The 18,742-nt window shown below is 64.7% G+C and carries 18 protein-coding genes; 10 read left to right on the top strand and 8 right to left on the bottom strand.

The window, feature by feature from the left end; translation table 11 throughout:
• Positions 1-12 precede the first annotated feature (12 nt).
• The 4 genes from H977_RS0122460 to H977_RS0122445 are packed head-to-tail and all read right to left on the bottom strand — an operon-like array spanning position 13 to position 4,626.
• On the bottom strand, positions 13-1,263 hold the full coding sequence (locus H977_RS0122460) for a CaiB/BaiF CoA transferase family protein (RefSeq protein ID WP_286162668.1): 1,251 nt from the start codon (positions 1,261-1,263) through the stop codon (positions 13-15).
• A 4-nt stretch (positions 1,264-1,267) separates the two neighbouring features.
• On the bottom strand, positions 1,268-2,083 hold the full coding sequence (locus tag H977_RS0122455; RefSeq protein WP_029109979.1) for an SDR family NAD(P)-dependent oxidoreductase: 816 nt from the start codon (positions 2,081-2,083) through the stop codon (positions 1,268-1,270).
• Positions 2,084-2,099: 16 nt separating this feature from the next.
• Positions 2,100-3,278, bottom strand: coding sequence for an acyl-CoA dehydrogenase family protein (locus H977_RS0122450; protein WP_029109978.1), 1,179 nt, complete (start codon positions 3,276-3,278; stop codon positions 2,100-2,102).
• Positions 3,279-3,330: 52 nt separating this feature from the next.
• Complete coding sequence (locus H977_RS0122445; protein ID WP_029109977.1) at positions 3,331-4,626, bottom strand: amidohydrolase family protein; 1,296 nt, start codon at positions 4,624-4,626, stop codon at positions 3,331-3,333.
• 235 nt (positions 4,627-4,861) lie between these two features.
• Between H977_RS0122445 and H977_RS0122440 the strand changes: the two genes are divergently transcribed.
• The 7 genes from H977_RS0122440 (at position 4,862) to H977_RS0122410 (ending at position 10,771) form a co-directional block, all read left to right on the top strand.
• Positions 4,862-5,392 carry a carboxymuconolactone decarboxylase family protein gene (locus tag H977_RS0122440; RefSeq protein ID WP_029109976.1) on the top strand — a complete coding sequence of 177 codons (531 nt, stop codon included), beginning with the start codon at positions 4,862-4,864 and terminating at the stop codon, positions 5,390-5,392.
• 25 nt (positions 5,393-5,417) lie between these two features.
• Positions 5,418-6,767, top strand: a complete 1,350-nt coding sequence (locus H977_RS0122435) for an aromatic ring-hydroxylating oxygenase subunit alpha (protein WP_029109975.1) — start codon at positions 5,418-5,420, stop codon at positions 6,765-6,767.
• The gene (locus H977_RS0122430; protein WP_029109974.1) at positions 6,760-7,089 is read left to right on the top strand and encodes a hypothetical protein; all 330 of its coding nucleotides are present in this window, start codon (positions 6,760-6,762) and stop codon (positions 7,087-7,089) included. Before H977_RS0122435 ends, H977_RS0122430 begins: the two co-directional genes overlap by 8 nt.
• A 2-nt stretch (positions 7,090-7,091) precedes the next feature.
• Positions 7,092-8,333 (top strand): metal-dependent hydrolase family protein, encoded by a 1,242-nt coding sequence (locus tag H977_RS0122425; protein WP_029109973.1) that lies wholly within the window; start codon positions 7,092-7,094, stop codon positions 8,331-8,333.
• Positions 8,317-8,763, top strand: coding sequence for a nuclear transport factor 2 family protein (locus H977_RS0122420; RefSeq protein ID WP_029109972.1), 447 nt, complete (start codon positions 8,317-8,319; stop codon positions 8,761-8,763). Before H977_RS0122425 ends, H977_RS0122420 begins: the two co-directional genes overlap by 17 nt.
• 61 nt (positions 8,764-8,824) lie before the next feature.
• Entirely contained in the window at positions 8,825-9,946 is a 1,122-nt protein-coding gene (locus H977_RS0122415; protein WP_029109971.1) for an acyl-CoA dehydrogenase family protein, read from the top strand.
• Between the two features lie 75 nt (positions 9,947-10,021).
• Complete coding sequence (locus tag H977_RS0122410; RefSeq protein ID WP_155946786.1) at positions 10,022-10,771, top strand: acyl-CoA dehydrogenase family protein; 750 nt, start codon at positions 10,022-10,024, stop codon at positions 10,769-10,771.
• 71 nt (positions 10,772-10,842) lie between these two features.
• Here the strand turns inward: H977_RS0122410 and H977_RS33695 are convergent, their stop codons facing one another.
• A complete protein-coding gene (locus H977_RS33695; RefSeq protein ID WP_036476792.1) occupies positions 10,843-12,324 on the bottom strand; it encodes an adenylate/guanylate cyclase domain-containing protein in 1,482 nt (493 codons plus the stop codon).
• Between the two features lie 16 nt (positions 12,325-12,340).
• Positions 12,341-13,123 (bottom strand): enoyl-CoA hydratase, encoded by a 783-nt coding sequence (locus H977_RS0122400; RefSeq protein ID WP_029109969.1) that lies wholly within the window; start codon positions 13,121-13,123, stop codon positions 12,341-12,343.
• A gap of 207 nt (positions 13,124-13,330) precedes the next feature.
• Here H977_RS0122400 and H977_RS0122395 point away from each other — a divergent pair, with 207 nt between their 5' ends.
• The 3 genes from H977_RS0122395 (at position 13,331) to H977_RS0122385 (ending at position 15,423) form a co-directional block, all read left to right on the top strand.
• Positions 13,331-14,050: a TetR/AcrR family transcriptional regulator gene (locus tag H977_RS0122395; protein ID WP_081681804.1), complete on the top strand. Its 720-nt coding sequence runs from the start codon at positions 13,331-13,333 to the stop codon at positions 14,048-14,050.
• 49 nt (positions 14,051-14,099) lie between these two features.
• A complete protein-coding gene (locus H977_RS0122390; RefSeq protein WP_029109967.1) occupies positions 14,100-14,429 on the top strand; it encodes a hypothetical protein in 330 nt (109 codons plus the stop codon).
• A gap of 148 nt (positions 14,430-14,577) precedes the next feature.
• Positions 14,578-15,423, top strand: coding sequence for a mycofactocin-coupled SDR family oxidoreductase (locus tag H977_RS0122385; RefSeq protein WP_029109966.1), 846 nt, complete (start codon positions 14,578-14,580; stop codon positions 15,421-15,423).
• A 7-nt stretch (positions 15,424-15,430) separates the two neighbouring features.
• Here the strand turns inward: H977_RS0122385 and H977_RS0122380 are convergent, their stop codons facing one another.
• The gene (locus H977_RS0122380) at positions 15,431-16,240 is read right to left on the bottom strand and encodes an SDR family NAD(P)-dependent oxidoreductase (protein WP_029109965.1); all 810 of its coding nucleotides are present in this window, start codon (positions 16,238-16,240) and stop codon (positions 15,431-15,433) included.
• A 72-nt stretch (positions 16,241-16,312) separates the two neighbouring features.
• The gene (locus H977_RS0122375; RefSeq protein ID WP_029109964.1) at positions 16,313-18,730 is read right to left on the bottom strand and encodes a CaiB/BaiF CoA transferase family protein; all 2,418 of its coding nucleotides are present in this window, start codon (positions 18,728-18,730) and stop codon (positions 16,313-16,315) included.
• Between the last annotated feature and the right edge of the window lie 12 nt (positions 18,731-18,742).

Here is an 18,742-nt window from a genome sequence, read left to right as displayed (position 1 = left end):
CCGCTCTGTTGATCAGGACCGCGAGTAGGCCGGGCCGATGGCGCCCTGCTCACGGAGGCCGGCGATCTGCTCGGCGCTCAGGCCGAGCCCGCTCAGGATGACATCAGTGTGCTCGCCGAGCCCTGGCACGGCACCCATACCCAACTCCAGGCCGCTGATCACCGGGGGCGGCAGCAGCGCCGCGATCTCGCCCTCCGGTGTACCGACCTGGCGCCATCGGTCCCGCGCTGTCAGGTGCGGATGGGCGATGACCTCGCTGGGCAGGTTGTATCGCGAATTGCCGATGCCGGCCTTGTCCGCGGTCTGCTGGATGTCGTCGAGATCGTGTTCGGCACACCAGGATTCGATGGCCTTGTTCAGCACATCCCGGTGGGCACAGCGATCGGAGTTCGTGGCGAAACGCGGGTCGTCGGCGAGATCGGGGCGTTCGATGATCTCGCGGGCCAGCCGCTGCCATTCCCGGTCGTTGGTGGTCCCCAGTACCACCGTCTGCCCGTCGCGGGTATCGAAGGCACCATAGGGCGCCACCGCAGGGGAACTCATCCCGAGTGGGATCTGGTCGATGCCGGAGTGCTGGGTGTAGGTCAGCTGGTAGCCCATGATGTCGGTCATCGTGTCGAACAGGCTGACCGCGACGGCCGGTGCGGCACCGGTGTCGCCGTTACGGGCCCGGCCGAGCAGCAGCGCCATGATGGACAGCGCCGAATACAGACCGGTGGTGATATCCGCCACGGCCGCACCGGGTTTGGCAGGCATCCCGGCATGTCCCGTCGACGCGCATGACCCGGACTCGGCCTGCACCAGCAAGTCGTAGGCGCGCTTGTGCGACAGCGGCCCCCCGGGGCCGTAGCCGTCGATCTCGACCGGGATCACCTGCGGGTGACGCACTTCGAGGTCCTCGGGCCCGAGCCCCAGGCGCGCGGTGGCACCGGGCGCGAGATTGGACACGAACGCGTCGGCACCATCCAGCAACCGGTGCAGCACCTCCATCCCCTCCGGTGACTTCAGGTTGAGCGTGACCGATTCCTTACCCCGGTTCGCCCAGACGAAGTGGGCCGCCTGGCCCAGCACGACATCGTCGTAGTCACGGGCGAAGTCGCCGCCCTTGGGGTTCTCGATCTTGATCACCCGGGCGCCGAAGTCGGCGAGCACCCGGGTGCACATGGGCGCGGAGACCGCCTGCTCCATCGCGATGACGGTGATACCAGCCAGCGGAAGGCGGGAACCGCTCGTCGTCGAGGGTTCGCTCGTAAACTCGCTCACAATGTCACATAACCATGCCGCCATCGACCGGCAATACCTGCCCGGTGATGTACGACGCGGCGTCGGAGGCCATGAAGACGAACGCACCGGCGACCTCGTCGGCCTCGGCCCACCGTTTGAGCGGGATGCGGTTCATCATGTTGGCCGCGAACTTCTCGTTGGTACGGATGGTTTCCGTCATCGGTGTGGCGGCCAGCGGCGCCAGGGCGTTGACCATGATGTTCTTGGTCGCCAGCTCACGTGCCAGGGATTTGGTGATGCCGATCAGGCCGGCCTTGGCCGCCGAGTAGTTCACCTGGCCCAACGTCCCGGTGATACCCGCGGCCGAGGTGACGTTGATGATGCGCCCTGTGCCGTCGGTCGGGATGTGCGGCAGCGCGGCCTGCGTGACATGGAACGTGCCCATCACGTGGATGTCGAATGTGAGCCGAAACGTCTCGTCGGTCAGTTTGGGGAACATCGCCGGCGCGGTCACGCCGGCATTGTTGACGACGATGTGCAGGTTGCCCTCGGTGAGTGCGGCGGCCTGGGCGGCGGCGGCTTCCGCGGCGTCGCGGTCGCTGACGTCCAGCGCGGCACTATCGGCCTTGCCTGCCGCGGCGGTGCCGGATTTGCCGCCTCCGGCGGCGGTGCTGGATTTGCCGCCTCCGGCGGCGGCGTTGATCCGGTCTGCGACCTTGGCGGCCGCCTCACCGCTGATGTCGGTCACCAGTACGGACGCGCCGGCAGCGGCCAGCGCCTCGGAGACGGCGGCGCCGATCCCGGCACCGGCCCCGGTGACCAGCGCCGAACGCCCGGTCAGGTCGAAATAGGTCCTCATTGAACTCGATATCTCCTCAGTAGCTCTTCGGCAGGCCGAGAACGTTGGCGGCAAGGAAGTTCAGGATCATCTCCTGGCTCACCGGTGCGATCTTCATCAGTCGAGACTCCCGGAAGAACCGAGAGATGTTGTACTCCTCTGAGTAACCCATCCCGCCATGGGTCTGCAGTGCACGGTCCGCCGCACCGAATCCGGCGTCGGCGCAAAGGTATTTGGCCATGTTGGCCTCACGTCCGCACGGCTTGCCGTTGTCGTAGAGCCAGGTGGCCTTGCGCAGGATCAGCTCGGCGGCATCGAGGCGGGCCAGCGAGTCGGCCAGCGGGAACTGGATGCCCTGGTTCATGCCGATCGGCCGGTCGAACACCACGCGCTCGTTGGCGTACTTGACCGCACGGTCCAACGCCACCCGGCCGATGCCCAGCGCCTCGGCGGCGATCAGCATCCGCTCCGGGTTGAGCCCGTGCAGGATGTACTTGAACCCCTTGCCTTCCTCGCCGATCAGGTGTTCGGCGGGCACCCGCAAATCGTCGATGAACAACTCGTTGGAGCTCACCGCATTTCGGCCCATCTTGTTGATGGGTCGGATCTCGACGTGTTCGCGGTCGAGATCGGTCAGGAACAGCGAGAGGCCGTCGGTCGGCTTTCCTCCGCGCTTCGCCACGTCCTCGCGGGACTCGGTGCGCGTGAGCAGCAGAATCTTCTCGGACTCAAGGGCTTTGGAGATCCACACCTTGCGACCGTTGACGACATAATCGCCGCCATCTTTCTTGGCGAACGTGGTGATCCGCGAAGTATCCAGGCCTGCACCGGGTTCGGTGACTCCGAAGCACACGTGCAGATCACCGTTGACGATGCGCGGCAGCGTCTCCTTCTTCATCTCCTCGGAGCCATACACCACCACGGGCTGCATGCCGAAGATCGACATGTGAATGGCACTGGCCGCGTTCATCGCCCCACCGGACCGGGCCACCTCCTCGGCGAGGATGGTGGCCTCCGTGATTCCCAGCCCGTGGCCGCCGTACTCCTCGGGGATGGTCATCCCGAGCCAGCCCCCGCCGGCGACGGCGTCGTAGAACTCCTGCGGGAACTCGTGGGCCTGGTCCTTGGTCATCCAATAGTGATCGTCGAACTTGCCCGCCAGCTCCGCAACGGATTTGCGAATCAGCTGCTGGTCCTCGGTGAGTTCGAAGTTCATACCGCCCGACACTGTGTGCTCTCCTATTTTCGTGGGCCGTTCGTCTCGGCGTTCAGTCACGTGCGCCGGAAACGGCTTTGGCGTTGGCCTGGAAGTCGGCGAAACTGGTGCCGGTCTTCTCCTTGTGGCTCAGCGCACGGATGGCGACATCATGACCCTCGGCGGTCTTGCGTAACGCCCCGACGGTGGCCTGTTCCCTGGGCACGTGGACGAACGGGTCGAAGTGATACAGCCGCATGGCGTTCTCGTGGGTCATCTTGTTGATCTCGTCGTCGGGCACGTCGTAGGTGTCGAACACCGCGCTCAACTCTTCGGGGGCCCCCGGCCACATCGAGTCACTGTGCGGGTAGTCCATCTCCCAGCAGATGTTGTCGATGCCGATCATGTGACGGTTCTTCACCCCGACCGGGTCGGAGATGAAGCAGGTCATGAAGTGCTCGCGGAACACCTCGCTCGGCAGCTTGTCGCCGAAGTCCTGATGCGTCCAGGTCGAGTGCATCTCGTAGGTGCGGTCCACCCGGTCCAGGAAGTACGGAATCCAGCCGGTGCCGCCCTCGGACAACGCGATCTTGAGGTCGGGGTAGGCCTTGATCGGCGCCGACCACAACAGGTCCGCGGCGGCCTGCACGATGTTCATCGGCTGCAACGTGATCATCACGTCCATCGGCGCATCCGGCGCGGTGATCGCGAGCTTGCCCGACGACCCGATGTGCACGTTCATCACGGTGTCGGTGTCGACGAGGGCGTCCCACAAGGGCTTCCAGTACTCCAGGTCGTGGAAGGACGGGTAGCCCAGCGTCGACGGGTTCTCGGTGAAGGTCAGTGAGTGCACACCTTTCTTCGACACGCGCCGCACCTCGTCGGCACATAGTTGCGGGTTCCAGATCGCAGGGATGGCCATCGGGATGAAGCGCCCCGGGTTGGACCCACACCATTCGTCGATGTGCCAGTCGTTGTACGCCTGGACCAGGGCCAAGGAGAACTCGTCGTCGTCGGTGGCGAACAGCCGGGCGGCGAAACCCGGGAAGGACGGGAAGTTCATGGTGGCCAGCACGCCACCGGCATTCATGTCCTTGACGCGTTCATCGGGGTCGTAGCACCCCTTGCGGATCTCGTCGAGGCCCTGGGGCTCGAGTCCGTACTCCTCTTTGGGCCGGCCCGCCACGGCGTTGAGCGCCACGTTCGGGATCACCGTGTCGCGGAACTGCCAGGTATCGCTGCCGTCCGGGTTGTGCACCAGCCGCGGCGCCTCGTCGCGGTACTTCGCCGGCAGGTGATTCCGGAACATGTCGGGCGGCTCGATGATGTGGTCATCGACGCTGATCAAGATCATGTCGTCTTTGTTCACTGCCTCACTCCGTTCGATCCGCTGTCACATCGGTTCTCTATGAGAGAAAACTAGCTTCTCATCTGAAGAGAATCAATGTGTGGGCCCGCTGACGAGCAGATTTAGCCAGGTCATCGCACAACCTGACGTCTTCTTGTTGACCATCGCCACAAAAGATGGAAACCTCTTAGTCGGAAATGAGAACCTGATTCTCCTGATCGAGAGTCACCAGGGTCACCGAGAGGAGAACCGCCCCGTGCGCATGGCCCCCTTGCCCGCCGAGGAGTGGGACGACGATGTGCGCCGAGCACTGTCGGTCATGCTTCCGGAGGAGCGGCTCAATCCCGAGGGAGCGGGAACGGCGCTGTCGACACTGGCCCGCCACCCCGCGCTGACCAAGGCCTTCCTACGGTTCAGCAATCACCTGCTGTTCCGCTCGACACTCGACCCGCAGACGCGTGAGCTCGCCATCCTGCGGATCGCCCACCGCAAGCAGTGCGAATACGAGTGGACGCACCACGCATTCATCGGCAAGGCAGAGGGACTCACCGATGAGCAGATCGCCGGCAGCGCGAGCGGCGAAGGCAGCACTCCCCTCGATCAGCTCGTGCTCGACGCCGTCGACGAACTCGACGGGCAGGCGAAGATCTCGGACGCCACCTGGGCCGGGCTGTGCGAGCACCTCTCCGAACGCCAGCGGATGGACCTGGTTTTCACGATCGGCGGCTACGGCTTGATGGCCGTGGCTTACAACACCTTTGGAATCGCGCCGGAATCCGGCCACTAACTCAAGAAGAAAGTAGAGGTAGATGATGGCGTTCTTCCCGAAGCCAGATGCCGGCAGCTGGACAGAGAACTGGCCCGAGCTGGGCACCGGCCCCGTCAACTACGAGGATTCGATCGATCCCGAGCACTGGAAGCTGGAGCAGCAGGCCATCTTCCGCAAGACCTGGCTGCAGATGGGCCGAGTGGAGTTGATCCCCAAGAAGGGCAGATACATCACCCGTGAGCTGCCGTCGGTCGGCCCCGGCACCTCGATCATCATCGTCAACGACGGCGACCAGATCCGCGCCTTCTACAACCTGTGCCGCCACCGCGGCAACAAGCTGGTGTGGAACGACTACCCGGGCGAGGAGGTCTCCGGCAGCTGCCGGCAGTTCGTCTGCAAGTACCACGCCTGGCGTTACGACCTCAAGGGTGACCTCACGTTCATCCAGCAGGAGCAGGAGTTCTTCGACGTCGACAAGGCCGACTACCCGCTCAAGCCCGTGCGCTGCGAGGTCTGGGAAGGCTTCATCTTCGTCAACTTCGACGACGACGCGGTATCGCTCGAGGAGTACCTGGGCGAGTTCGCCGAGGGCCTCAAGGGTTATCCCTTCCACGAGATGACCGAGCACTACAGCTACCGTTCGGAGATCAAAGCCAACTGGAAGCTGTTCATCGACGCGTTCGTCGAGTTCTACCACGCGCCGATCCTGCACATGAAGCAGGCGGAGAAGGAGGAAGCCGAGAAGCTGGCCAAGTTCGGCTTCGAGGCGCTGCACTACGACATCAAGGGCGATCACTCGATGATCTCGTCCTGGGGTGGCATGAGCCCGCCGAAGGACCTGAAGATGGTCAAGCCCATCGAGCGCATCCTGCACAGCGGTCTGTTCGGGCCGTGGGATCGCCCCGATATCAAGGGCATACTGCCCGACGAGCTGCCGCCGGCGATCAACCCCGGCCGGCACCCGACGTGGGGCCAGGACTCGTTCGAGTTCTTCCCCAACTTCACCCTGCTCTTCTGGGCGCCGGGCTGGTATCTGACCTACAACTACTGGCCCACCGGTGTGGACAGCCACATTTTCGAGGCCGACCTGTACTTCGTGCCGCCGAAGAACCTGCGCGAACGCCTTTCTCAGGAACTGGCCGCGGTCACGTTCAAGGAGTACGCGTTCCAGGACGCCAACACGCTGGAGGCCACGCAGACGCAGATCGGCACCCGCGCCGTTCTCGACTTCCCGCTGTGCGATCAGGAAATCCTGCTGCGCCACCTGCACCACACCGCACACAACTACGTCGACCGGTACAAAGAGTCCAAGACGAACGGGAATGGTTCAACGAACGGCAAGCACGCCCCCGCGAGTGCCAAGTCCGCAGAAAAGGATGCCGCAAATGTCTAAGTTGCCTGAAGAATTCGCCGACCTGGAGCGGTTCAGCGACTGGTGCCTGCCCACCGAGGAGGAGCGCTATCAGAAGCGTCTGAACTCCACGATGGACGAGATGCAGGAACTCTACGACGCCGGCTTGGCGCGCCTCGAGGACATCATGGTCTACGTCGATGCCCGCTTCCCGCTGGCGAGCATGCCCGACGATGCCAAGGCGCTGGTACACCTCGGACAGTCGATCGTCATGGTCAGCTTCCCGATCGAGGTGTGGAAGCAGCCGCGGGTGCTCGACAGCGGTGCGGCCTACATCAATCTCATCAAGGAGCCGGTGGTTTAGTCGTGTCGGACGTACTGACCCTCAAGGCTGCGGGTCTGGTCGACGTCGATGCCGGGACGATCATTCGTCCCGGCATCGTCCGTGTCGACGGCGACCGCATTGTTTCAATCGGAGGTGAACCGGATCAATCGGAGTCATCGACTGTGATTGATTTAGGCGACTCCTACCTCCTGCCCGGCCTGATGGACATGGAAGTCAACCTGCTGATGGGTGGCCGGGGCGAGAACCCGGGGCTGTCCCAGGTGCAGGACGATCCGCCTACCCGGGTGCTGCGCGCGGTGGGTAATGCCCGCCGCACCCTGCGCGCCGGGTTCACCACGGTGCGCAACCTCGGGTTGTTCGTCAAGACCGGCGGATACCTGCTCGACGTCGCTCTGGGCCGGGCCATCGACGCGGGTCTGATCGACGGTCCCCGCATCATCCCTGCCGGCCATGCCATCACCCCAACGGGCGGACACCTGGATCCGACCATGTTCGCCGCGTTCATGCCTGGCGTGCTGGAACTGACCATCGAGGAGGGCATCGCCAACGGGGTCGACGAGATCCGCAAGGCGGTGCGCTACCAGATCAAGCACGGCGCCCAGCTGATCAAGGTGTGCTGTTCGGGCGGTGTCATGTCCCTCACGGGTGAAGCCGGCGCACAACACTATTCGGATGAAGAATTGCGCGTCATCGTCGACGAGGCGCACCGGCGCGGGTTGCGGGTGGCCGCGCACACCCACGGTGCCGAGGCCGTCAAGCATGCCGTCGCCTGCGGCATCGACTGCATCGAGCACGGATTCCTGATGGACGACGAGGCGATCCAGATGCTGGTGGACAATGACCGGTTCCTGGTCACCACCCGGCGCCTGGCCCAGGCCATGGACGTGTCGAAGGCTCCGAAAGTGCTGCAGGACAAGGCCGCCGAGATGTTCCCGAAGGCCGAGACGTCGATCAAGGCGGCATATGAGGCCGGAGTGAAGATCGCGGTCGGTACCGATGCGCCCGCCATTCCGCACGGCAAGAACGCCGACGAGCTCGTCACCCTCGTCGAGTGGGGTATGCCTCCGGCCGCGGTGCTGCGCGCCGCGACCGTGGTGGCCGCCGACCTGATCAACGTCACAGACCGGGGCCGGCTGGCCGAGGGCCTGCTGGCCGACATCATCGCGGTGCCGGGCAATCCACTCGAAGACATCACCGTTACACAACATGTGGATTTTGTAATGAAAGGCGGTAAGGTCTTCCGCAATGAGCACATCAACTGATTCCCCGACGCGGACCGAGGATCTCATCGAGATCCAGCAGGTGCTCGCCAAATATGCGGTGACCATCACCCAGGGCGACATCGACGGTCTGATCAGCGTTTTCACCCCTGACGGCACCTACAGCGCATTCGGCGAGACCTACACGCTCAACCGCTTCCCGGTCCTGGTCGATGCCGCCCCCAAGGGACTGTTCATGACCGGCACCGCCCTGATCGACCTGGTGGAAGGTGCCGATACAGCTTCGGGAACCCAGCCGCTGTGCTTCATCGAGCACTCCAAGCACGACATGCGGATCGGCTACTACCGCGACACCTATGTCCGGACTGCCGAGGGCTGGCGGCTCAAGACCCGCGCGATGACCTTCATCCGGCGCAGCGGTGACCACGACCACGGCCGGCCGCACGCGATCGGCAGGCCGGAAGCCGGATGAGCGAGCGTAGCGTGCGATTCGCAGGTCTGAAATGCGGGAGCCGAGCTTGCGCGGCAACCGCATGAACGACCTGTTCGAACCGGCGACATTCCGCACGGCGCTTCAGGTTTGGCTCGCCGAGAACGACCTGACACCGCCGGATGACCATTCGCTGGAAAGCCACATGCGCCAGTTCGCCCGGGTGCAGAAGGCCCTCTACGACGGCGGCTGGAGCCGCTACGGCTGGCCTGAGCACGCCGGCGGACTCGGCGGTCCGGCGATGCTCCGGGCCATCGTCGGCGAGGAAGTGGTGGGCCGCAGGCTGGTCGAACCCGGCCCGTATTCGATGCTCGAAGTGCTGACGCCGACCATGATCGACTACGCGCCCAAAGAACTCGCCGCCGAGATGGTGCCGAAGCTGCTGTCCGGCGAAGAGCAGTGGTGCCAGGGATTCTCCGAGCCGGGTTCGGGCAGCGACCTGGCCTCGTTGACCACCAGAGCGGTGCAGCGCGGTGACAAATGGGTGATCAATGGCCAGAAGGTCTGGACCAGCTTCGCGCAGTATTCGCACCGGTGCATTCTGCTCACCCGTACCGGCGATGCGGATACCCCGAACCACCAGGCGATCACGGCGTTCTTCGTCGACACCGATTCACCGGGCATCACAGTGCGTCCGCTGCGCACCATGCACGATGTCGACGAGTTCTGCGAGGTGTACTTCGACGATGTCGAGGTTGACGCCGACCGGATGCTCGGCAAGCCCGGTGACGGCTGGCAGTTGGCGATGGACCTGTTGCCCTATGAACGCTCAACCTGCTTCTGGCAGCGCATCGCTTACCTCTACTCACGGTTCGACGTGCTGGTCGAAGCGGTGAAACGGCAAGGGCAAGGCGTGGATTCGGAACTGGGCGATGTCTACCTGGCCCTGCACACGCTGCGCTGCCGTTCGGCGGCGACACAGCACCGGTTGGCCGAGGGCCACAAGCTGGGACCGGACACCTCGATCGACAAGGTCCTGCTGGCCAGTGCCGAGCAACTGCTCTATGACGCCGCGCGCAATCTCATGCCCGGAGTCATCGAGCTCGAAGATTCCGAATGGCGTACCGAGTACCTGTATTCGCGCGCCTCGACCATCTACGGCGGCACCGCCGAAGTGCAGCGCAACATCATCGCGCGCCGCCTGCTGGACCTCGGGAAGGAGTGAGGCGTGGATTCCACAACTGCTACGGGACTCGATGCCGATTCGCTCGGCCTGCTCGAGGAAACCCTGCGCAAGACCATGCTGTCCGCCTCGGGCGCCAAGCTCGATGCCGCACTGGCCGAACTCGGCTGGGCCGAGATGCTGACCGACATGCCCGAGGTCGCCTTGCCGCTGGTGTTCCGGCTCCTGGGCGAAACAGGCTCACACGCCTCGGTTGTCAATGATGTGCTGCTGGAGACCATCGGTGGACTGCCCGGTGGCACTCCGCCGATGCCCTATGCCGGTGGCACCTGGGTGGTATGGGAACGCGGCGAGAATCCAGCAAGCGCCGGCCAGACAATGGGTGGCCTGCCACTGCGGGAGGTACCGGACGGCCAACTGCTCCGGATATCCGAGGCGCGCCGTGCGCTCGGCTGGTGGCTGGTCGGCTCGGCTCGCGCAATGCTGGCCCTGGCCCGACAACATGCCCTCGACCGTGTTCAATTCGGCAAACCGATCTCGTCCTTCCAGGCCGTGCGGCACCGCCTGGCCGAGACGCTGGTGGCGATCGAGGGTGCAGAGGCCGCACTGAGCCTGCCCAGTGCGGACAACGTCGACCTCAACTCGTTGTTGGCCAAGGCAGCCGCGGGTAAGGCCGCCTTGACCGCGGCCAAGCACTGCCAACAGGTGCTCGGCGGCATCGGTTTCACTGCTGAGCACGAACTGCACCACCATGTGAAGCGGGTCCTGGTGCTGGACGGATTGCTGGGCAGTTCAAGAGAACTCACCCGTAAGGCCGGAGCGGGACTGCGTGCTCGCGGAACCGTGCCGCGTTTGGTCCAGCTGTAACCTTTGGCTGCCGAGCAGACGTAGAACTGCCCCTTTTCGCTCGAAAAGGGGCAGTTCTGCGTCTGCTCGGGCTAAGGGGTGATGGGTTCGGCGAAGACCGTGGCCGTCGAGCGGCCGCGCAGAACCGTCGAACCGCGCACGACCCAGTGCTCGCCTTCATCGGCATCGGCATGCGCCAGCGCACTTCCCGAGCACAGCACCGTCGACTCGCGGTCCTTCGCGTGGTCGGCGAGTCGCGCCGCCTCGTTCACCGCGTCACCGATCACCGTGTACTCGTAGCGATTTTCGGCACCGATGTTGCCTGCGAACACCGAGCCGCACGAAATGCCCACGCCGAACTCGATATCCGGCAGTAGGTGCAGCCGAGGCACCAGTGCCCGCGCGGTGGCCAGCGCCGAGGACGCCGGATTGTCCAGTCGCAGAGGCGCACCGAACACGGCGAGTACGGCGTCGCCCTCGAACTTGTTGATGAGGCCGTGATGCCGCTCGACAGTGTCCACCACGATCTTGAAGAACCCGTTGAGTAACTGGGCCACCTCCTGAGGCGGGCGCGAGGCACCCAATGCCGTCGAGCCGACCAGGTCGACATACAGCACGGCCGCCTCCCGGACATCACCGGCGACCGCGCTCCCCTGCTCCAACGCGTGGCGGGCCACGTCGACTCCGACGTAGCGACCGAAGAGGTCGCGCAATCTGTTCCGCTCGGCCAGGCCGGCGAGCATTCGGTTGAAGCCGTATTGAAGCCTGCCGATCTCCGATGACTCGTACACCTTCACCGACACCCCGGACCAGCCCTGTTCGACAGCCTTCATCGCGAGCACGACTTCCCCTACCGGATCGGACACCGACCGTGCGACCAGAAACATCGACCGGAGACCGAACACCAGCGAGACGAGCGCGAGCACCAGTACCGCGGCCTCGACGGGCGCCGTCTTCTGCACGAACCAGCCGCTGGCGCGGGCCAGCACGATCAGGGCGATACCCATGATGGGCAGCCCGCTGAACAGGGTCCAGATGGTGATCAGCCGGGCCAGCACACCGGGCATCCTGACCAGAACGGTCGACGAGGCAGTCAACGACGCGGCGACGATCGGACGCAACATCCGTTGGGTGACCAGAAATCCCATGCACGCCGCCGCGATCCCGCCGAACAGGATCGCCGCACCCATCACGTAGGCGACGCCTCCCCCGGCATCGAGGTTCAGCAGCGTGTACACGAGCGCGCTCACCGCCCAGGTGGTGAACTGGATGATGGTCTGCCGGGGTGCGATCCGCATGGCGGCCCGCTGCTGTTGCGCCGTCGGGACATCGCCCGCCGCAAACCATTTGAAGGTCGGGTAGACGTTGACGCTGCCCACCACGGTATCGACGATCGCCGCCGCGACCATCAACGCGATCAAGGCGATCAGGTTGGCTTGGGTCATCAATTGGCGAGCGTCGCCCACCGTGTTGCGGCTCAGCGCCAGTACCACGAAGATCACCGCGACTGCGGCCGTGGTCTGCGCGTAGATCTGTCTCGCCGCGTAACTCGCGCTGAGCCGGATCGCCCCCATCGTCAGAGGCCCAGGCCTACTTGATGTTCTGTTTCATTCCATCGATATCCATCAGAACCGGCCAACCGCTGACGCTCAGCGCATTCCCGTGACCGGTCTGGTGGATATCGAACACCGATTGGATCGCGGCGTAGAAGCCCTGTACGTCGAGAGTCTGGTTGACCGCGCGCTTGGCCTGGCGGAGCGCGAAGGCAGGCATCTGGGCGATCTGCGCGGCGAGTTCAGCTGCCTGGGCGTCGAGTTCGTCGCGCGGCACGACCCGGTTGACCATGCCGGTGCGCTCAGCCTCTTCGGCGGTCAGTGCCCGGCCGGTGAACAGGATCTCCTTGGCCTTGCGGGCACCCAGTTCCCAGGTGTGGCCGTGGTATTCGACGCCGCCGATGCCCATCAGTGCCACCGGATCGGAGAACAGGGCATCGTTGGCGGCCAGAATCAGATCGCAGGGCCAGCAGAGCAGCAGACCGCCGGAGATGCAGCGTCCCTGCACCGCCGCGATGGACGGCTTCGGGACGTTACGCCACCGCAGCGTGTATTCCAGGTAGCGCCGCGACTCGTGTTCGATGAGGAATTCCAGCGTGATCTTGTCGGGTACCGGCCCACCCCCGCGCAGGTCGTGGCCCGCGGAGAAGTGCTTGCCGTTGGCCCGCAGCACGATCACCTTCACATCCCGATCGTCGGCGGCCCTGGTCCAGGCGGCGTCGAGCTCATCGAGCAATTCTGGGTTCTGGGCATTGGCCGCTTCGGGCCGGTTCAGCGTGATCGTGGCGATCGAATCGGCGACGTCGTAGTCGATGTACACGTGTTTCCTTCTGTTCACAGCTGCCACGCGACAGTCGCCTCAGCGACCGCGGCAGCCACCCGCAAACAGCGCCCGGGGCGGCGCCAAATTTGATGCGAAACCCTTCTTCTCAAAGGACTTCTATAATTCCCATCATGAGAATACTATTCTCATACTACGAAAGTTACAATCTCCGACACGTTGGCCGCGAGGGGGTCTGGCACCACAATGGCAAGGCGTTCTCCGGTACAGTCAGTTCATGTTCTCCCCACTCGACAAGCGTCGGAGCAGCCAGTGACGACCGCTGGCGAAGAACCGGCTTGGAAGCAAAGAGCTGTCGAGCGGTCCATCAAAACCGCGAAGTTGCGCGCCGCGCAGCGCGTGCAGCGGTTCCTCGATGCAGCCCAGGCGATCATCATCGAGAAGGGCAGCACCGACTTCACCGTGCAAGAGGTCGTCGACCGCTCCCGGCAGTCGCTCCGTAGCTTCTACCTGCAGTTCGACGGTAAGCACGAGCTCCTGCTCGCACTGTTCGAGGACGCCTTGAGCCGCTCGGCCGATCAGATCCGGGCCGCCACCTCGACGCAGGGCGAGCCGATCGAGCGACTGAAGGTCGCCATTCAGCTGCTGTTCGAATCCTCCCGGCCCGATCCGGCCGCCAAGCGGCCGCTGTTCACCGACTTCGCACCCCGTTTGCTGGTTTCGCACCCGTCCGAGGTCAAGGTCGCCCACGCTCCCCTGCTGGCCCTGCTCACCGAGCTCATGGAAGAGGCCTCAGAGGCCAACCAGCTGCGCGCCGGGATCAATCCGCGACGGATGGCTGCGATGACCATGCAGACGGTGATGTTCGTCGCGCAGTCGAGCGGAGGCGCCGACGAGGCATCGGTTCATCCGATCACCGCGGACGAGGTCTGGGACTTCGTCGCCAACGGATTCGCCGCCAGCTAGTTGAGAATTTCGTTCTCCTAACGAAAGAATTCTCCTTACACTCAAGCGCGTGGCCGATCTCCGGACTCACCGCCATCGCATCGCGCAATGCGCAGCCGGCACCACCGGAACCCACGGTTTGCGCTCGATCATCGAGCATCCGCACCTGGATCTGAGCGCTGTTCATGTCTTCGGCGCCGACAGGATCGGCGTCGACGCAGGAGATCCGCGCGGCCTGAAGCCAACGACATCGTGTCCCCCACTGCGTGGCCTGCATGCCCGCAGCGCCCAGAAACCGACCAGTTGCGCAGGGCTGCTCGCCACGGGAATGGACCGTGGTCAGCCGGGGATCCGTTCGACCATGCACCCGCCGCAGATTGCGGCGCAGATTCGTGTCTGAGAACTGCATTCTTCTAAGCAGAGAGTACAAAATGCCCGAAACGTATCTGTCGTTGACACGATGGGCGACCCGGTGACAGAGTGCTGAGCAGCTGCACAGATTTTCGCCGTATTCGTAGCAGACACGAGCAGAGAAGTGGGGATAACCAATGACTGGACGGGTGGAAGGCAAGGTCGCGTTCGTCACCGGCGCGGCCCGCGGCCAAGGACGTAGCCACGCTGTACGGCTGGCACAAGAGGGCGCCGACATCATCGCGATCGACATCTGCGGACCGATCCGACCCGGCGTGGAGACCGCCATCCCAGCCTCCACGTCTGATGACCTTGCCGAGACCGCGAACTTGATCAAAGGTCTCAATCGCCGCGTCGTCACGGCCGAGGTCGACGTGCGCGACGCCGACGCCATCAAGGCCGCCGTGGACAGCGGTGTCGAGCAACTCGGTCGCCTCGACATCATCGTGGCCAACGCAGGCATCGGCAACGGTGGCGATGTCCTGCACGAGACCAGCCAGCTGGACTGGGACGAGATGATCGACATCAACCTGTCGGGCGTCTGGAAGTCGGTCAAAGCCGGTGTGCCGCACCTGATCAAGGGTGGCAATGGCGGGTCGATCATCCTGACCAGCTCCGTCGGCGGCCTCAAGGCCTACCCGCACTGTGGTAACTACGTCGCCGCCAAGCACGGCGTCGTCGGCCTCATGCGCGGATTCGCAGTCGAGCTGGGACAGCACAACATCCGGTGCAACACCGTGCATCCCACGCACGTCGCGACCCCGATGCTGCACAACGACGGCACGTTCAAGATGTTCCGGCCCGACCTGGAGAACCCGGGCCCCGACGATATGGCGCCGATCTGCCAGCTTTTCCACACCCTGCCCATCCCGTGGGTTGAGGCCGTGGACATCAGCAACGCCGTGCTGTTCCTGGCCTCCGACGAGGCCCGTTACATCACCGGTGTGACGCTGCCGGTCGACGCGGGAAGCTGCCTCAAGTAGGTCCGCGTCACCGGGCCGGACCCAGCGTCGCGACTCCGGTCTGCGGGTGGCGGTACCAGCCGCCCGCAGCCCGGGTGCCACCGTCGACGTGAATGGTCTGTCCGGTGACGTAGCCGGACAGTCCGGAGGCAAGAAAGACTGCTACTCCTGCGATTTCGTCGACATGGCCGGCACGCTCCATCGGGATCGCATCGGCGATGCCCGAGGGCAGGCCATCCGGCGACAGGGCCAAGAGGCCTTCGGTGATGGTGAGGTCGGGCGCGATCGCGTTGACCCTGATGTTGTGCGGCGCAAGTTCGAACGACGCGGTCTGGGTGTAGTTGATGACGCCGGCTTTCGCTGCCGCATATGCGGCATAGCCGGGTGCGGCGCGCACCCCCTCGATCGACGTGAGATTGATGATGCTGCCGGGCAGATCCTCGGCAACGAGCCGGCGCGCCACCCGCTGCGTGCACAGCAGCACGTGGCGCAGATTGCTCTTGTACAGCGCGTCCCAGCCGTTCTCGCTGGTCTCCAGCAGCGGCGAGGCGAACACCCCGCCGGCGTTGTTGACCAGGATGCCAACGGGCCCCAACTCGGCGGCGGTCTGCGCCAACGCCGCATCCACCTGCTCGCTGTCGCGCACATCGGTGACGATGCCCAGGCCACCGATCGATCGAGCGGATTCCGCACAGCTGTCCGCATCGCGCTCCCAGATCGCCACCGAGGCTCCGAAGGCCGACAAACCGGCGGCGATGCCCCGGCCTATACCGGTGCCGCCGCCGGTGACGACAGCCACCTGTCCGGTGAGCAGAACGTCAGAGGGATTGATAGCCATGGTTGTTGAGGCTAGATGCAACGCTGGGCGGCCGGGGAGATACCGGCCTGTGATTTTCCCGGCCGAGCACGTTCAGCGGGTCGCCTTCCGGCGGCCACCCACCCCGGGTTCGTTACCGATCACACCGTCCTCGACCAGTCGGTCGATCTCATCGTCAGAGAGTCCCAGCTCGGTGAGCAATTGGTGATTGTGCTCCCCGAGCAGCGGTGCCGCCTGCCGATGAAATTCTCTCGGACCGTTGGCCAGTGATACGGGCAGGGTGCTGTGGGGCGCGGCGTTGTTCACCGGGTGTCCGACATGTTCGAAGAACCGGCGGAACCGCACTTGCGGCAGTTCCAACTGGCGGTGCGGTTGCATCACCTTGGCCACCGGAATACCAGCAGGCCACAGTGTTTCGACGATCTCGTCGCCGCTGCGGGCCAGGCACCAGGCCGCCAGCTCCTCGTCGATCAGATCGTGATGTGCTCGTCGCCCCTGGGCCGTGTCCAGGCGTGGGTCCATGGCCCATTCCGGCTGTCCGATCGCCGAGCGCAGGGCGACCCATTGGGCATCGGAACTGACCGCGATCGCCACCCAGCTGTCGGCACGGCCGAATTCGTCGATCTCGGCGCTCTGGTAGATGTTCTGCGGTGCCGCCGCGGGTCCCCGATTGCCGTCGCGCTGCAGCAGGGCGCCGTACGCCGAGAACTCGATGACCTGCTCGGCGGCGATGTTGAGCGCCGCGTCGACCATCGCCGCCTCGACCAGCACTCCCTGTCCGGTCCGCCGACGGTGTTCCAGCGCCAACATCAATCCGGACAGGGCGTGCACCCCCGCGTTGGGGTCACCGATCGAATACGGTTCGAAGGGGGCACGATCCGGATATCCGGTGAGCCAGCTGAGCCCGGAGGCGTCTTCGATGATGTAGGCGAATGCCGGGTTGTCTCGCCACGGTCCGTCCAGCCCGAAGCCCGGCATCCGCACCATGATGATGTCCTCGCGCAGCACCCGCAGCGAGTCGAAGTCGAGCCCGATCTGTTCGATCACCCTCGGAGTGAAGTTCTCGACCACCACGTCACAGGTGGCGATGAGACGGCGCAGTAGATCCCGGCCCTGCTCGGTCTGGAAGTCCAGCGTCAGGCTCTGCTTGTTGGTATTGAGCGCGCTGAAGATCGGCGAGCGCTCCCACCACTGTTCCACGGTGGCCGGAATACCGGCGATCAACCGGGTTCCGTCCGGCCGGGGAGTCGACTCCAGGTGGATCACCTGAGCGCCGAGCATCCCGAGTGGGTGCGTGCAGGACGGCCCCGCCCAGAACGTCGTCATGTCGAGCACCCGTAAACCGCTGAACGGCAGCCGATCCGCGTCGGGCCGACCGGTCGGGACACCGCGCTTACTCAACTCGGCCGCCGCGACCTGGGCGGTGTGCTCGCCGAGTCGCGGGGCCGGCGCCGGCTCACGCAGGCCGACACCTGATAGCCGGTACGGCAGCGCCGGCTGGGTGAACCCGTCCCGAGGATTGCGCACGAATGCGCGGCGCTGGACGAAATGATCCATGGCGGTGACATTCTCACCATTGCCGACCGGTGAGTTCGGGATCCGGAACGCCGACGCCAACTCGCGAACGTCCTCCACTTTCTGATCGCGCACCCACGCGTACAACTCGTCGGCATGCAGATTTGCCTGCTCGGTGATGGTGAGCTCCGAGGTTTCGTCGATCCAGTCGTCATGGCCGGACATCGCGCACAAATCCCACCACTGTTGGGCGGTACCGCATCCGAGTGCCACCAGACCGTCGGCAGCCTGAGCCACGCCGGGCACGGTCGGCTTGCGTTCGGTCCGCCACGGCCTCTCGAGCATTTCGAAGTACGTCACCGGGTAGTACGTCAGGCCCAGGATCTGGGCCTCCAACTTGGAGAGATCGATCAACTCGCCGTGTCCGTCGCGCAGCGCCCTCACCCGGAACGCCAGCGTCATCGCCGCGGCGAACGCGCCGGCCAGCCACTCGCCGACCTGACCGCCGATGGACACCGGCGCTTGGTCCTGCACACCCCGGCCGATTCCGATGGCGCCACCGGACCACGCCTGCAGGGTGAACTCGGTGGCCGCCCGATCGCTCCACGGCCCATCCAGCCCGAAAGGGGTGATGGTCGTGACGATCAGATGCGGATATCGGCGGAACAGGTCCTCGGGTGCAATCGACTGGGCCACCGACGATTCCGGGGACCAGATGACCGCGTCGGCTGCAGCCAGCAACCGCTCGATCAGCTGTTGGTCACCGGGTGGGGCGACCACACTGCGTTTGCCGCCGGCCAGGAAGGCAAACAGTGCCCCATCCTCGTCCGGCCCGATGTGTGCACCCGACGCCGACCAGCGGCGCAACGGATCGCCCTCGGGTGCTTCGACTTTGATCACATCGGCGCCGCCGTCGGCGAGAATCTTCGTGGCGTAGGCCCCGGCGATCCCCGACGACAGGTCGACCACGGTGTAGCCGTCAAGTGGTGCAGTCATATCCGCTTTCTC

The sequence above is a fragment of the Mycobacterium sp. URHD0025 genome (assembly GCF_000426065.1).
Classification (GTDB): Bacteria; Actinomycetota; Actinomycetes; order Mycobacteriales; family Mycobacteriaceae; genus Mycobacterium.
The sequence above is the reverse complement of the archived record's forward strand: the minus strand, read 5'-3'. Positions and strand labels throughout refer to the sequence as shown.